This is a genomic window from Vreelandella neptunia (assembly GCF_000712975.1).
Taxonomy (GTDB): Bacteria; Pseudomonadota; Gammaproteobacteria; order Pseudomonadales; family Halomonadaceae; genus Vreelandella; species Vreelandella qaidamensis.
The window spans coordinates 404,116-418,627 of sequence record NZ_JHQL01000004.1 but is presented as its reverse complement, the minus strand read 5'-3'; the positions used below and the strand labels follow the sequence as shown (position 1 = coordinate 418,627).

Below are 14,512 nucleotides of genomic sequence, written 5' to 3'. Positions count from 1 at the left end.
GTTTATTGCACGCTAACAAAAACCCCGACCAAATGGTCGGGGTTTTGATTGAGGTATTCGGATCATTGCATCTGGGAATCTCCCGGCGGTTCGCCGATGGTACCTGGCATTGCTTGTACGTGGCCCATTTGCTGACCCGCCAGAGTAAGGAAGTGTAGGTGGCGCTCGTACTCTGCCACGAGATCACCAATCACTTGCCCACGGGTATAGCCGTTCAGATCTTTATCTTGACCGCCCTCAGCTAAATATACGTCCAAACGAACATAGAAGTCGTCATCCGCAGGTATAAAGCTTGGTGTGCGCATACGGTGCGGGCATACCTGATAGACAAAGCTAGTGGCGTCGCCCAGGTCAACCTGCAGCGTCAGATTTGGAAGCGACTCGCCATCAAGATGCTCTTCGGTAACGTTGGCGGTTTGACCACGGCTCTCAAGCTCCTGGGCAAATTGCGTCATTGCTGGGCGAATAGAGTGCTGAATGGTTGCCGCGGCACCCGCACGGTTGGAGGTGTCCAGCGCGCGATCTAAACGTTCACGCCAGTCGCCACCTGGGGCGCTACCAGCAATCATACGGCGTGCGTCGGCCTTGCTGCCTTCCAGTTTCAGGGCTTTATACATTCCCACCATCACCGCGAAAATCACCAATGAGAAGGGCAGAGCGGTAATTACCACGGCGCTTTGCAGAGCGTTTAAGCCGCCAGCCATTAACAGGGCAATGGTGATCAAGCCAATTACTGCCGACCAGAAAATACGCAGACGTATCGGGGCGTCATGGTTAACGTCACTCAAAATAGACGTGAAGTTGGCCAGTACCAGCGCACCAGAGTCTGCAGAGGTAATAAAGAACACAATTCCTAATACTGTCACTACTGCTGCTGTAATGCCTACATAAGGGTAGTACTCAAGCAGGGTATAAAGTGTAGTTTGCGGGGTGTTGAGCGCCTGTTCACCTAGCTCGGCTACGCCTTGGTTAGCGACTAGCTCAATGCCGCTATTACCAAAAATAGACATCCACACCATCATAAAGGCCAGTGGTATAAACAACGCCCCAGCGACAAATTCGCGGATAGTACGGCCACGGGAAATACGCGCTAAGAAAAGACCGACAAACGGCGTCCAAGCAATCCACCAGCCCCAGAAGAAGATCGTCCACCACATCTTCCACTCTTGGGCGCCTTCATCGGCAAATGCGTAGGTATCAAAGCTGGCACCTACAAAGCCAGAAAGGTAATCACCAGCGTTATTGACAACTTTATCAAGTAGTACCAGCGTGTCGCCGGAAAACAGTACAAATAGCATCAGGCCGAGCGCCAATAGCATATTGAACTCGGATAAGCGGCGAATGCCTTTTTCCACGCCTGTCACCACAGAGATAGTCGCCAGGATGACAACCATCGCAATTAATATAACTTGCACGGTTAGGGACTCAGGCACATCGAACATATAATTCAGCCCGTAGTTAAGCTGAATAACCCCGATACCGAGACTGGTAGCGATACCAAACACAGTTGAAATGACGGCCGTGATATCAACTGCATTACCAATAGGGCCGTGAATACGTTTACCCAGCAGCGGATAAAGCGCACTGCGGATCGCCAGCGGTAAGCGGTGACGATAGCTAAAATAGGCCAGCGCCATACCCATCAACACGTACAGCCCCCAACCAGAAAGCCCCCAGTGCAGATAGGTTTGAACGACGGCCTGGCGCATAGCTTCTTGGCTTTCAGGCGTTAGATCAGGCGGCGCTAAATAGTGGGCAACCGGCTCGGCAACGCTGAAGAACAGCAGGTCAATACCGATACCTGCAGCAAACAGCATAGCTGACCACGATAATAGCGAAAACTCAGGTCGTGAGTGATCTGGGCCAAGGCGAATGCTGCCAAAGCGCGACATGCCAATCATCACGACAAAGACTAGATAAGCCACAATCGCTAGCATGTAGTACCAGCCGAACGTTTTGCTTACCCAAGCAAGACCGGCATCGAAAAAAGTGCCGGCCTGCTCGGTAAATAGCATCGTCAATACTAAAAAGATGAGAATACCCGCCACACTCCCGTGGAAAACCACAGGATTGAGTCGGTCGCGTGAGGGGAGGTTGGGGTTGTCTTTCGCCATGGAGGCGGACTCCTGTTGTTAAGACAAGGATTAAAAACAGCGTTATTTTTGAATGAACGTTCAAATAAAATACGTGGTTTAAGAGCTTACTTCAAGTCGATGGGGAGCTTTCAGCCCATCGTTAATAGCGTTTTTCAGGAGTATAGAAACAAAAATGCCCGGCTAGGCCGGGCGTTAGAGCAAGGTTTGACGTTTAATAAACGCTTATTCTGCTGTGTCTTCCTCAGCAGCTTCGCCGTAGTGTCCGCGACGTTCATGGTCGCGCTTGCCATGACCGCCTTCACTATGGCGTCGCTCGTCATGTTTGTCAGCATGCATCTCGCGCATGGCATCGCGCAGCGCTTGTTGCTCTTCTTCGGTTAGGATCTCGGCCACCTTGGCTTGGTGCTCTTCGCGCAGCGACAGCATGGCATCACGATGTTCAGCATGTACTTCGTTTAAGGCAGTTTGTTGCTCTTCACTTAAACCGGCGCGCTGATAAACGTCTTGACGGCGCTCTTCCATGCGCTCCTGCATCGCTTCGCGGTCAATACCTGCACTGTTGTGGTGACCAGCATTGGCGCTGAAGGCTAAAGGCATAAGGGCAACGGCAAGTAGTGCAGGCGCAAATAATTGGCGTAATGATATGTTCATAGCAAACCTCGAAACATTCTAAAAATGGTAAGTTGTCGATATCAGTATCTAAGGGCTTGGTGTAAAACGTTTGCACAAAGTGTGCAACAACCGTGATCTTATCTTAGCTTACGCGGTCACAATCGTTTGGGCGGGGGCTTACGGTTTTCAAAACACGTATCGAAAAGACATGTTGAAACGTTGCGTCAAAGAAACGTGTTAAATAAACGTGTTGAGGAAGCGTCGTATTGAGGGGGCATATTAAGGAGTTTTAAATGCCAGATTTACGTCTTATGCGTCGATATCTGAGCCTAAGCGCGCTAGCTCTTTTGATGAGCGGCTGCGGTGCAACGCATCAAGCCAGCCGGGGTCTACCTGCCATTGAGCAGGGGATGCTGAATACGCCGCAAACCTTTACTCGACTACCCACCCAGCATTATACACCTGATGGTTGGGCGCAAACATTGAGCGCCCAGGTGCTGTTACCAAACACTTCAGCGACAGAGCGTCGACCAGCGGCACTCATTGTACATGGCGGTGGCTGGCGCAACCGTGGTCCTGACGACATGGAGGCGATTGCTGAGCAGTTAGCCGCGCAGGGGTATGTGACAGTGAATATTGAGCACCGCTTTGCTCCCGAGTACCGATTCCCTGAACAGCTATATGATTTACAGCAGGCGATGAGCTGGCTTCATAGTAACGCTGAGCGTTGGCAAGTGGATACTGACCGCATCGTGGGCGTTGGTTTTTCATCCGGTGCGCATTTAATAAGCCTGCTTGCCTTAGCTGGCAATGAAGGCCCGCTGGGCGAACCTTATGGCGGCGAGCACGCAACGCTAGCAGCGGTGCTAGTTGGCGGTCTACCCAGCGACCTACTGAAGTTTGATGATGGTCGTTTGGTGGTCGACTTTATTGGCGGCACCCGCGCCGAAAAACCAGAGGCCTATGCGTTGGCTTCACCTGCGCGGCAAATCACACTCCAGGCACCACCGTTTTTTCTGTTTCATGGCAGCTGGGATCAGTTAGTGCCCGTTGATCACGCGACTGACTTCTATCAAGCACTCCAGGCCCAGGGCACCGAAAGCGAGCTGTACTTACAGCGTGGCTATGGTCATTTTGCCAGCTTCCTGCTTCGTGATAGCGCGATCGAAGCCGGTATCGCCTTCTTGAATCGTCAGGTTCAGCCGCAGGTCGTTGATAGCAAATAGACGGATTATCCTTCTGGCTGATATTTGTAACCAACGCCGTAAACGGAGCGAATAATCTCTAGTTCGGGGAGTGCTTCATGGATTTTTTTGCGTAGCTTCTTAATATGGCTGTCCACGGTACGTTCCGAGACAATGCGGTTATCCCGATACATGTGATCCATTAGCTGTTCGCGACTGAAGATACGTCCCGGGGACTGCATCATGACGCGCAACAGTTGGAACTCTACGGCGGTGAGGCCAAGGTCGTGCCCATTGGCGAGCGCCTGCCAGCCCTCTTCATCGAGTGTCACCGGTGCTTGCGGGGTGGTGGCTGAAGCGTCATCGACTTGCGCAGCGGCTTGACTGCGGCGTAATACCGCTTTTACGCGGGCAACCACTTCGCGGGGGCTGAAAGGTTTGCATACATAGTCGTCTGCACCTAGCTCTAAGCCTAGTAAACGATCAACTTCCTCGACTTTTGCAGTCACCATAATAATGGGAACGCTAGGCCAGTGTTGACGGATTTCTCGACATAGCGTTAGTCCATCCTTACCAGGCAGCATCACATCTAGCAGTATGAGTGCCGGAAGCTGCTGGGTTAGCCAGGGTATAACATCGTTGCCGTTGGCAATAAGGGTCGGGGTGAAATTATTGTTTTCCAGGTAGTCTGCCATTAGCCGGGCGATTTTAGGTTCATCCTCAACAATGAGCAGTGAGGCGTCTTGGGGTGAACTATTCTCAGACATAGTCAGCTCGCTTAGGTTAAGAGGCAATAAATAGCGGGAAGCGCAGCGTCCATTTCAGACCGCCTAGCTCAGAAACGCCAGGCGAAAGCGTGCCGCCATGGGCATTGACTAACGCGCTAGCAATTGAGAGCCCCAGCCCGCTGCCGCCACTTGCGCGGTTACGTGAGCCCTCCACGCGGTACAGGCGTTCAGTTAAGCGTGAAAGCTCGCATTCAGGCACGCCTGGGGAGCTGTCTTCCCAAATAATAACGGCATGGTTAGCTTCGCAGATTAACGAAACCCGTAGCGCTCCTGGTGGCTGCGTATAGGCGCAGCTGTTATCCAGCAGATTGCTCCATAATTGACGCAAACGCTGGGCATCCCCTTGTATCATGATGTCGGGGGTAAGCTGGCATGACAAGGTCAGGCCGCTCTCTTCTAGCCAGCGGTCAGCATCGGATAAACGGCCTTTTAAGCTTTCGCTGAGATTCATTGGCGCTAGCTGAATATCCAATGCGCCTGCATCGCTTTGGGAAAGCAGTCTCAGGTCAGTGACTAACCGTTCCAGTTGAGCGACTTCTTGAGCCAGTGAGCTAAGATTTTCCTGGTTTAGCGGACGAATCCCGTCCTGCATCGCTTCGATTTCGCCGCGCAGCACTGCTAACGGGGTACGTAGCTCGTGGGCAGTATCAGATACCCATCGTGCTCTGGCGTCGCGGCTAGCTTCTAAGGTGGCTGCTAGCACGTTAAAGTCGCGTGCCAAACTGGAAAGTTCATCCCGGCCGCGTTCTGGTAACCGAGTGTGATAATCACCTTCGGTTAAACGTAGCGTTGCCCCTGCTAATGCTCGGGTACGTCGGCCTAGCCACCAGGAAAGCCCTCCTGCCAGTAACAGCGATGCCAACCCGAGAGAAACAACAATAAGCACTAAATTGCGCTGCTGGCGCTCTAGAAAACGGCTTTCCATGCGCTCCATCATATCTTGTGGAGGACGAAACCCAAGTTCTCCAATCGCTTCATTGTTTCCGCTTGAGGTCACGTCGCTATAAAGGGTGAGCCATCGCCAATCGTTTGAGCCGCGTGCGGTTTCAGCAGGTGGGATGACGAAGCGGCCATCGCTATTGCGTAACGCGAAGTCTTGGGTTTCGCCGAGAGGAGAAGGGCGATCACGGTGTTCCTGGCCAAGCTCAAAGCGCACAATATAGGGCCAGCGTTCTGGCGATTGCTCCAACCATTGCCAACTACCCTGAGTTTCCCAGCGAGTAATTAGCCCATCCGCCAGCAGCATAGCGCGCCGCTCTTGGGCTTGATTTAGATATTCTAAAAAGCCGCGATCAATACTGTAAGTCACTGCTAAAAACACGCTCGCTGCAATGGCTACGTTAACGCTTAAAATAGCCACAAAAAGCTTTAGACCCAGTTGGGAGGGGCGCCACTGGCGTAGTGAAGCGAGCAGTTTCATTAGCTGACTCCCTCATGGCTTGGTTGGGGTGGTTTGCTGAGCCGTTCACGCAGGTTTTCTAACCCCAGGTAGAGGCAGGGCACTACCAGTAACAAGATAACCGTGGCGAATAGCATGCCAAACCCTAGTGAAATAGCCATGGGTATCATAAAGCGCGCTTGGCGAGAGGTTTCTAGAATCATTGGTGCCAAGCCTAAAAACGTGGTGAGGGTCGTCATCATAATCGGCCGTAGGCGGCGGGTCGCCGCAGCGACGATCGCTTCGCGGGCATCCATGCCCTCACGACGCTTACGGTTAGCATAGTCAATCAGTACCAGGGCATCGTTAATCACCACGCCGGAAAGTGCCAGCATACCGAGTAAGCTGATAATCGATAATCCGAACCCCATCAACATATGGCCTGCGACGGCACCGACAATACCAAACGGAATAGCCGCCAGTACTAGAAGTGGCTGAAGGTAGCTACGGAAAGGGATGGCTAACAATGCATACAGCGCGGCCAGCATTAGCCACATGGCGTTGCGCAACGTGGCTAAATTGTCGGCGGTATCTTGCTGTCGTCCGCCCATACTCACTTCAAGCCCTGTCCAGGTATTGCTAAGAGTGGGGAAAACATCTTCTTGCAGTGTGGCGAGCACTTGATTAATCGCTTGGTCACCCTCGGAGTCAGCGGTAACCGTAATTATCCGACGACCATCGATTCGCTGAAGGCTACTAGAGGCCTGGCTTAACGTAATATCGGCTACGCGAGACAACGGGACGCTTAGGCCGTCAGGCGTCTGGATCGGCAGTCGATAAAGCTCATTGAGGCTGTCACGATCTTGCTCAGGCAGGCGTACCTCTACGCTGACTTCTCGGCGGCCGATAAACTGCTCGATGGCAGTAGCTCCCTGTAGCGGGCCGCGTAGCGCCTGGGCGAGTTCGTTCCCGGTTAGCCCTAACGCGCGCCCTTCGGCAGACAGGCGCATTTCAAGCTGCGGTTTGCCGTCACCCAGACCGCTATCGATATCGGTTAACCCATATTCAGCCAGCTGTTCCGCCAGCTGCGCAGCGGCTGCTTCTAACACTTGGGTGTTGGGGTGGGATAAACGCAGGCTCAGCGCTGCACCACTACCGGGGCCTCCGAAATCTGACTCAAAGCGCACGGATTGCGCGCCGACTAAATCGCCCGTTAAGTCACGCCATTCTCGTGCAATGCGCGATGGTGGCCAGTCATCCAGGCTTTCACTGGCGATGTCTAAACGCACCGTTAGGCTCTCGCCATCCAAGCGGCTTCGGGTACTGCTAAAGCTGAGGGTTGCCTCGCGTTCGCTTAGTTGCTCGGCGGCATCCAGCAGTTGTTGGCTCAATTCACGGCTAACGCTAATGTTGCTGCCAATCGGCAGGGTAACGCTGGCCTGAACTTGGTCTGATTCCACTCTGGGCATGAGTGAAAAGCCAAGTCGACCACTCATTGCCCAGGCAAGTGCGACACATAGTAAGGCGATGCCTAGCGATACCGTTAGTAAACGCTGGTTAAGCGCCCGCTGTAAGAATGGTTCAAACTGTTGATAAGTAAAGTGATGCAGGCCCTTTTGCATACGTAAACGAACGGCTTCAATGGGGCGCTGCCATACGGGTGTTTTGCGGGGCTTACGGGCGTGGGCGAGGTGGGCAGGCAGTATAAACAGTGCTTCCACCAGGGAAATAATAAATACCGTGATAACAACCACTGGCACGGTGGCAAAAATAAGCCCTAAAAAGCCGGGTAAAAACAGCAACGGTAGGAACGCAACAATATTAGACAGAATCGCAAAGGTAAGCGGTGTGGCGATTTCTTGGGCACCCTTTACCGCGGCATCGCGAAGGGAATAGCCCTGCTCCCGGTAGCTGTAAATATTCTCACCGACCATAATGGCATCGTCTACGACAATGCCAAGGGCGATAATAAAGGCGAACATCGACATCATATTAAGTGAGACGCCAATCCAAGGCAGAAATAGCATTGCGCCCAAAAATGCCGTCGGGATGCCCAGCGTTACCCAGAAGGCCAATCGTGCCTCAAGAAATAGTGCCATAAGAATTAGCACCAGTGCCAAGCCCATCCAGGCGTTTTTTAGCAGCAGGTTCAGGCGGTCTTCGTAAATTTCTGAGCTATCTCTGGAAACATCCAGGCGCACCCCGTTGGGTAGGTTGGCGCGCAGCCGCTCCAGCTCACCGTAAACCGCTTGGGAAATACTGGTCGGCGTCTGATCGCCAATCTGATAGATATCCACCGATAAGCCTGGCTCGCCGTTATAGAACTCTTCACGGTCGGTTTCAGCAAACCCTTCTCTTACGCGAGCGATATCGCCCAGCACAACGGGAGAGCCTTGGGTGGTGGTGAGAATGGGGAGTGCGGCAAACTCATCCGCACTGTTGCGGCGGCCCTGGTAGCGAATTAACCACTCACCTTCGGCGGTCGTAAGCTGGCCACTGGCGAGATCAAGCGCTTCTTCGGCAATTCGGCTGGCAAGTTGTTGATGGTCTAACCCAAAGCGCTCAATGGCTTCTTCATCCAAAAGCACCTGGATTTCACGTTCCCGATTGCCGGAGAGCTCTGCACGGGAGATGCCGCTGGTGGCCTGTAATTCTGCGCGCACATCCTCGGCGGCGTCATGCAGTGCGGCTAAGCCCACGGAGCCATACACCTGCAAGCTCACCACGCTGCGAGAGCGGCCAGCCAGGGTAAAGCGCGGTGGGTCTGCTGCGTTAGGCAAGGTGGTGATAGCATTCACAGCCTGCTGGATATCCTGATAGGCCCGCATTACATCAACGCCGTCGATCAGCGTGGCGCTGACCACGCCGCTACCTTCACCAGCGCTGGCGGTTAATTCATCGATGCCTTCCACATCAGCAATGGCAGCTTCAACCGGTAGCAGCAAACTTTGCTCAACATCTTCCGGCGTGGCGCCAGGATAGCTGATGCTAACTTGGATGATTTCCGTTTCAAATTCTGGGAAAACCTCTTTTTTAATGGCCAGAGATGCCATTAAACCGCCGACGATAAACAGCACCATCATCAGGTTAGGGGCAACGCCATGGTCGACCATCCAGGCAAGCGGGCCACGGCGAATCATGGGCTGTCCTCATCTCTGGCTGGGGTGTCTCCCCGCTGACGAATACGGACTTGCTGGCCTTCACGAGGCTGAGCCAAACCAGCAATTACCACGCGCTGTCCGGGCACTAAACCGCTGCGTACCAGTGCCGTTTCCTGACCGCGATAGGCCAGGGTGACTTGGGTGCTGCGTAAGCGATCTTCATCATCTACCCACCATACCTGCTCGCCTGGGCGCAATGCTGCAGAGGGCAGGGCGATGAGCGGCTCCTGGGTTGTGCTATGAAAGGTAACGCGTAGCACATCGCCAAGGCGCAGCGCGGGACCATCGTGCTCAAGTGATAATGGGTCATTCACGGCAATCAAAAGCTGCGCCTGTAAGCCATTCTCTTCTAGGTTGGGCAGAATAGAAATTAAGTTGCCTCCTCGGCTTGCGCCTTCTGGCCAGCCTTGGCTGGTAAGCGTGACGGGGCTGCCGGGTGTTAGCCAGCCCAAGATATCTCCCGGCAACGAAGCGCGGACCCAAAACTGCTCGACACCAACCAAACTGAGTACTTCAGTGCCCTGGCTTAACAAGCTTCCTGCACCAACCAAGCGCTCTTGCACCATCGCTCGCCAAGGGGCAGCTAGCGTGGCACGTGCAAGATTAAGTGCTGCTTGGTCGCGGACTACCCGTGCTTGCGTTAGTTGAGCTTGAGCTTGGCGTAGCTGTGGTTCACGTAGTACTAGGGCGCGGCGCTCGGCGCTAAGTTGGCGGCCAAAAGATTCATACTCACTTCGGGCGCGCTGTTGCTCCGCTTGTTCTAGCGCTAACTGCGCCTGAGCGTTGGCCAACTGCGCTTCAGCATCTTCGAGAATTAGGCGTAAATCAGCCTGATCGATATACGCAACCGGCGCTCCTTGTTCGACGACCTGCCCTGGGAGTACGCCCTCCCCAAAGCGTTCTAGCTGGCCGGCAACTCGGCTGGCAAGCATAGTGGATTTTTCTGCTTCTACTCGTCCAAAGCCATTAAGTATGGGAGCTTGCAGCCGCTCTTCCGCCGTAATGACATCCACTAAGGGTGGTGCGGCGGGCGGTGGCGGCCGTCGCTCAACGCGGGGTGGCTGGCTGATAATCCACCAAGCCAAGGCTAAACCGCAGGCGAAGACCAGTAGCGCTGCCAAGGCACCGAAACCGATACGGCCTTGTTGAGAGGGTGCGTAAGAGTGGGAGGAGGTCATTACCGCGCGGCATCCGTTGGCTAAGGGCGAAAATTCCAGAGAAAATGGCGTATCATGCTAGCATCACCGATACGCAAGCAATGATTAGGTAAGCAATGTGCAAATAGCGTGCAACCCATTAAGCATCGCTGCAGCGTGCTGTCTAACCGCTGACGGGCCTAACAATACCTGTCATTATTATTTTGCAAAGCACTAAATTCACTGGTTAATGTGACGTCATGAAAAACACCGCCACTCGCGATAAGTTAATTGAAACCGGTGCCGAACTGATTGCCCAGCAGGGCTACAATGCGACGGGTATTAATGCCGTCTTAAAAACCTGCGGTGTGCCTAAAGGATCGTTTTACCACTACTTTTCCAGCAAAGAAGATTTTGGGCTGGCGGTGATAGAGCGATTTGCTAGCGAGTACGATGAAAGTTTGGCAACACTGCTTGAAGACGTTTCGTTGCCGCCGTTAGAGCGGCTACGGCGTTACTTCGCCACAGGGCGTGAGCATATGTTGGGCTGCGACCACACCACTGGCTGCTTGATTGGTAACCTTGGCCAGGAGCTTTCTGGCCAAAGCGACACCTTCCGTGATGCCCTTAATCTAGTGTTCCAGCGCTGGGAACAACGTTTTGTCGTCTGTCTGAAAGATGCGCAAAATCAGAACGATATTGATAAGGCGATTGTTCCAGAAGCCCTTGCCAGTTTTATATTATCCGGGTGGGAAGGCGCCATACTGCGCGCTAAAACGCTTAAGTCAGTCGTTCCAATGGAGCACTTTGAGTCGATTCTCTTTGCCCATGTACTGACACCATCGCCGTCCTGCGAAGTACACTGCTAGTGACGTGCTCGAAAATGGTGCTCTCCGCTAGCCACATCATTGCACACGGCTGCCAGCAGCGACTCATCTAGCGACGGGTCGACAAGTGACAGCAGGCCGCATTGAGCTAGCGCAGACCGCAAGCTTATCTGTTCATCTAAGCGCTGGTATACCACTCGCACACAACAGGGCATCCGCTCACTGTTATCTGCCACGCCCATTTTTAGCCCGGTTAAACGCGTTACTTGGCTTTGAAAGCTGGGAAACAGAATAGTTTGGGTAATTTCATGACCATTGAGTGTTTCGTGGTCAACTAAAAATAGTCGGTCTGCAAGTTTAACAGCGGTGCCTACGTAGCGGTTATGGCAAGGACGCGTGTCTGGCGCAACGTGCATTCTTTCTGTGCGCTGGTACACCACGCCTCCTTCTCTGGCTTCTAAACACACCAGCGTGCGCATCAAATGCCCAGGGCGCGACATCGAGTGATAAAGCTCGAAGTAGCGACCCAGATAACGTTCCATGCCTTCACTACCCCGCTGAATGAGCGCATTGGGCCAGGGTAGCGTGCTAGGTGAGGCATCCGCATTGAGCTGGCCTGTTTGCACCAGCGCTCGGAAATCGTGGTGGGGTAGGGCGATATCTTCGGGCGTTACTCCAAAAAAGTGGCAAATACGCTGTAGCGCGGCGTGGCTTGGATAATAACGCCCGCTAAGGTAGCGGTTAAACTGGGCACGGTTGATGGATAAGCGGCGGCAAACATCCGCAATGGATGGGTAGTAGCTGCACAGTAGGCGTAAGTTAGCCACAAAATCATCATGCATGGGGGCGGTTTCAACGTTCTCAGAAAGCGGCGGTGCGGCTAATGTGACGCTTTGGGCCAGTCAGTGCAATGCTTCCCAAGACGAAGCGGGTGAAAAACTGGATAATGGGCGGCAATCCGCCTATCGGCTTATGATGTTAATAGCTGAGGCACACTCATTGCTCCGGATGCCCGTTCATGGAAATTAAAGTCAATTACCTCGATAACCTCCGCTTAGAGGCCAAGTTCGACGATTTCACCGTTATCTCCGATCAGCCGATTCGCTATAAAGGCGATGGCTCGGCTCCCGGTCCGTTCGACTACTTCTTGGCATCATCGGCGATGTGTGCCGCCTACTTTGTTAAGGTCTACTGCAACGCTCGGGATATTCCTACCGAGAATATTCGCCTATCCCAGAACAACATCGTCGACCCGGAAGATCGTTATAAGCAGATTTTCAAAATCCAGGTTGAGCTGCCTGAAGATATTTCTGAAAAAGATCGCCAGGGCATTCTGCGCTCTATCGACCGCTGCACGGTAAAGAAGGTTGTTCAAACCGGCCCCGACTTTCAGATCGAGACGGTAGAAAACATCGATGAGGACGCCCAGGCACTGCTGATGGGCGCGCCGGAGGGCAGCGCTACTTATATCCCAGGTAAAGACCTGCCATTAGAACAAACTATCGCTAATATGAGCGCGATGCTGGCTGATCTAGGCATGAAAATCGAGATCGCCTCCTGGCGGAATATCGTGCCCCACGTCTGGTCGCTGCATATTCGCGATGCAGCTTCGCCAATGTGTTTTACCAACGGCAAAGGGGCGACTAAAGAGAGCGCGCTGTGCTCCGCACTGGGCGAGTTTATCGAGCGCTTAAGCTGTAACTTCTTCTATAACGATCAGTACTTCGGTGAAGAAATTGCCAATAGCGACTTTGTTCACTATCCCAATGAGAAGTGGTTTCAGCCGGGGCCGAACGATGAACTCCCCGCTGAAATCCTCGATGAACACTGTCGCGATATTTACAACCCTGAAGGTGAGCTGTGTGGCTCACATCTGATCGATACCAACTCTGGCCGTGAAGATCGCGGCATTGTATCGCTACCGTTTGTGCGTCAGTCCGATGGCAAAACGGTCTATTATCCCTCCAACCTAATTGAAAACCTGTTCCTAAGTAACGGCATGAGTGCGGGCAACACCCTGGTGGAAGCCCAGGTGCAGTGCCTGTCGGAAATCTTCGAACGGGCGGTGAAGCGTGAAATCCTCGAGCAGGAGTTAACCCTGCCGGATGTGCCCCAAGCGGTGCTGGCAAACTACCCGAATATCGTAGAAGGCATTAACGCCTTGGAAGCCCAGGGTTTCCCCGTGTTGGTAAAAGATGCCTCTATGGGGGGGCAGTTCCCGGTTATGTGCGTCACCTTGATGAACCCACGTACCGGCGGCGTGTTTGCTTCGTTTGGCGCGCACCCAAGCTTTGAAGTGGCGCTGGAGCGCAGCTTGACGGAGCTGTTGCAAGGCCGCAGTTTTGAAGGGCTAAACGATCTTCCGCTACCAACATTTAACTCGCAAACCGTTTCTGAACCCAACAACTTTGTTGAGCACTTTATCGACTCGGTGGGTGTAGTTTCTTGGCGCTTCTTTAGTGCCAAGCCCGATTTTGAATTCAGCGAGTGGGACTTCTCTGGCAGCAATGAGGAAGAGGCCGCGACGCTGTTTGGCATTTTTGAGGAGCTGGGGGCCGAAGTGTACATGGCCGTACACGAAGACCTGGGCGCGCCGGTGTGCCGAATTTTGGTGCCGGGCTACTCAGAGGTGTACCCGATTGAAGACTTGATCTGGGATAACACTAATAAAGCGTTGGATTACCGCGAAGATATTCTCAATCTGCACCGCTTGGATGACGCTCAACTTACTGATCTGGTGGAGCGGTTGGAAGAGAGCCAGATGGATGACCACGCCGATATCATCACGCTGATTGGTATCGAGTTTGATGAAAACACCGTGTGGGGGCAGCTAACGATCCTAGAGCTGAAGCTGCTGGTTTACCTTGCGCTGCAACGCCATGAAGAAGCGCTGGACTGCGTGCAGATGTTCCTGCAGTACAACGACAACACCGTTGAGCGGGGTCTGTTCTATCAGGCGGTAAACGCGGTGTTAGAGATCACGCTGGATGATGAGCTGGAGCTCAACGATTACCTGCCCAATTTTCAGCGCATGTTCGGTGAAGCGACCATGGCAGCGGTCGTGGGGTCGGTGAGTGGTGAAGTGCGCTTCCATGGCTTAACGCCGACTAACATGCAGCTAGAAGGCTTGGAACGCCACCAGCGCTTGATCGAAAGCTATAAAAAGCTTCACGCGGCGCGGGCGGCTAAAGCGGGTAAGTAAAAAGCGAACCTCTAGTTGGCCGTGTCCACAGAGGTAAAATCGCACGGTGCGCAGCCTGAAAAGGCGCGCACCGTTTTTTATGTGATGCACTGTGGTGCAGCAAATGGCGCAGTTAGTGCATACAACTG

General features: G+C 53.4%; 10 protein-coding genes. 3 read left to right on the top strand and 7 right to left on the bottom strand.

All coding sequences use genetic code 11. The features are described from left to right. Nucleotides 1–62: 62 nt before the first annotated feature. Nucleotides 63–2,114: a choline BCCT transporter BetT gene (betT, locus tag CR46_RS0114010; RefSeq protein ID WP_030073944.1), complete on the bottom strand. Its 2,052-nt coding sequence runs from the start codon at nt 2,112–2,114 to the stop codon at nt 63–65. 204 nt (nt 2,115–2,318) lie between these two features. Beyond that, the gene (locus tag CR46_RS0114005) at nt 2,319–2,747 is read right to left on the bottom strand and encodes a type 2 periplasmic-binding domain-containing protein (protein WP_035536748.1); all 429 of its coding nucleotides are present in this window, start codon (nt 2,745–2,747) and stop codon (nt 2,319–2,321) included. A gap of 254 nt (nt 2,748–3,001) precedes the next feature. Here CR46_RS0114005 and CR46_RS0114000 point away from each other — a divergent pair, with 254 nt between their 5' ends. Beyond that, nucleotides 3,002–3,934 (top strand): alpha/beta hydrolase, encoded by a 933-nt coding sequence (locus CR46_RS0114000; RefSeq protein WP_030073940.1) that lies wholly within the window; start codon nt 3,002–3,004, stop codon nt 3,932–3,934. A 5-nt stretch (nt 3,935–3,939) separates the two neighbouring features. On the opposite strand, the gene CR46_RS0113995 is transcribed toward CR46_RS0114000, so the two are convergent. Genes CR46_RS0113995 through CR46_RS0113980 form a run of 4 tightly spaced genes read right to left on the bottom strand, consistent with a single transcriptional unit; the run spans nt 3,940 to nt 10,397 of the window. After that, nucleotides 3,940–4,659, bottom strand: a complete 720-nt coding sequence (locus CR46_RS0113995) for a response regulator (protein WP_030073938.1) — start codon at nt 4,657–4,659, stop codon at nt 3,940–3,942. 16 nt (nt 4,660–4,675) lie between these two features. Further along, complete coding sequence (locus CR46_RS0113990; protein WP_030073936.1) at nt 4,676–6,100, bottom strand: ATP-binding protein; 1,425 nt, start codon at nt 6,098–6,100, stop codon at nt 4,676–4,678. Beyond that, nucleotides 6,100–9,198, bottom strand: coding sequence for an efflux RND transporter permease subunit (locus tag CR46_RS0113985; RefSeq protein WP_030073934.1), 3,099 nt, complete (start codon nt 9,196–9,198; stop codon nt 6,100–6,102). The genes CR46_RS0113990 and CR46_RS0113985 overlap by 1 nt, the downstream gene beginning before the upstream one ends. Continuing rightward, nucleotides 9,195–10,397: an efflux RND transporter periplasmic adaptor subunit gene (locus tag CR46_RS0113980; RefSeq protein WP_030073933.1), complete on the bottom strand. Its 1,203-nt coding sequence runs from the start codon at nt 10,395–10,397 to the stop codon at nt 9,195–9,197. The genes CR46_RS0113985 and CR46_RS0113980 overlap by 4 nt, the downstream gene beginning before the upstream one ends. 218 nt (nt 10,398–10,615) lie before the next feature. Here CR46_RS0113980 and CR46_RS0113975 point away from each other — a divergent pair, with 218 nt between their 5' ends. Further along, complete coding sequence (locus CR46_RS0113975; protein ID WP_030073931.1) at nt 10,616–11,224, top strand: TetR/AcrR family transcriptional regulator; 609 nt, start codon at nt 10,616–10,618, stop codon at nt 11,222–11,224. Here the strand turns inward: CR46_RS0113975 and CR46_RS0113970 are convergent. Further along, the gene (locus tag CR46_RS0113970) at nt 11,221–12,024 is read right to left on the bottom strand and encodes a helix-turn-helix domain-containing protein (RefSeq protein WP_030073929.1); all 804 of its coding nucleotides are present in this window, start codon (nt 12,022–12,024) and stop codon (nt 11,221–11,223) included. The genes CR46_RS0113975 and CR46_RS0113970 overlap by 4 nt on opposite strands. A 176-nt stretch (nt 12,025–12,200) precedes the next feature. On the opposite strand from CR46_RS0113970, the gene CR46_RS0113960 reads away from it, so the two are divergent. Further along, a complete protein-coding gene (locus CR46_RS0113960) occupies nt 12,201–14,384 on the top strand; it encodes an OsmC domain/YcaO domain-containing protein (protein WP_030073926.1) in 2,184 nt (727 codons plus the stop codon). Nucleotides 14,385–14,512: the final 128 nt, after the last annotated feature.

Bases quoted from the DNA above. Each gene is read 5' to 3' on its own strand.
- betT (WP_030073944.1), bottom strand. From the start codon at position 2,114: ATGGCGAAAGACAACCCCAACCTCCCCTCACGCGACCGACTCAATCCT.
- CR46_RS0114005 (WP_035536748.1), bottom strand. From the start codon at position 2,747: ATGAACATATCATTACGCCAATTATTTGCGCCTGCACTACTTGCCGTT.
- CR46_RS0114000 (WP_030073940.1), top strand. From the start codon at position 3,002: ATGCCAGATTTACGTCTTATGCGTCGATATCTGAGCCTAAGCGCGCTA.
- CR46_RS0113995 (WP_030073938.1), bottom strand. From the start codon at position 4,659: ATGTCTGAGAATAGTTCACCCCAAGACGCCTCACTGCTCATTGTTGAG.
- CR46_RS0113990 (WP_030073936.1), bottom strand. From the start codon at position 6,100: ATGAAACTGCTCGCTTCACTACGCCAGTGGCGCCCCTCCCAACTGGGT.
- CR46_RS0113985 (WP_030073934.1), bottom strand. From the start codon at position 9,198: ATGATTCGCCGTGGCCCGCTTGCCTGGATGGTCGACCATGGCGTTGCC.
- CR46_RS0113980 (WP_030073933.1), bottom strand. From the start codon at position 10,397: ATGACCTCCTCCCACTCTTACGCACCCTCTCAACAAGGCCGTATCGGT.
- CR46_RS0113975 (WP_030073931.1), top strand. From the start codon at position 10,616: ATGAAAAACACCGCCACTCGCGATAAGTTAATTGAAACCGGTGCCGAA.
- CR46_RS0113970 (WP_030073929.1), bottom strand. From the start codon at position 12,024: ATGCATGATGATTTTGTGGCTAACTTACGCCTACTGTGCAGCTACTAC.
- CR46_RS0113960 (WP_030073926.1), top strand. From the start codon at position 12,201: ATGGAAATTAAAGTCAATTACCTCGATAACCTCCGCTTAGAGGCCAAG.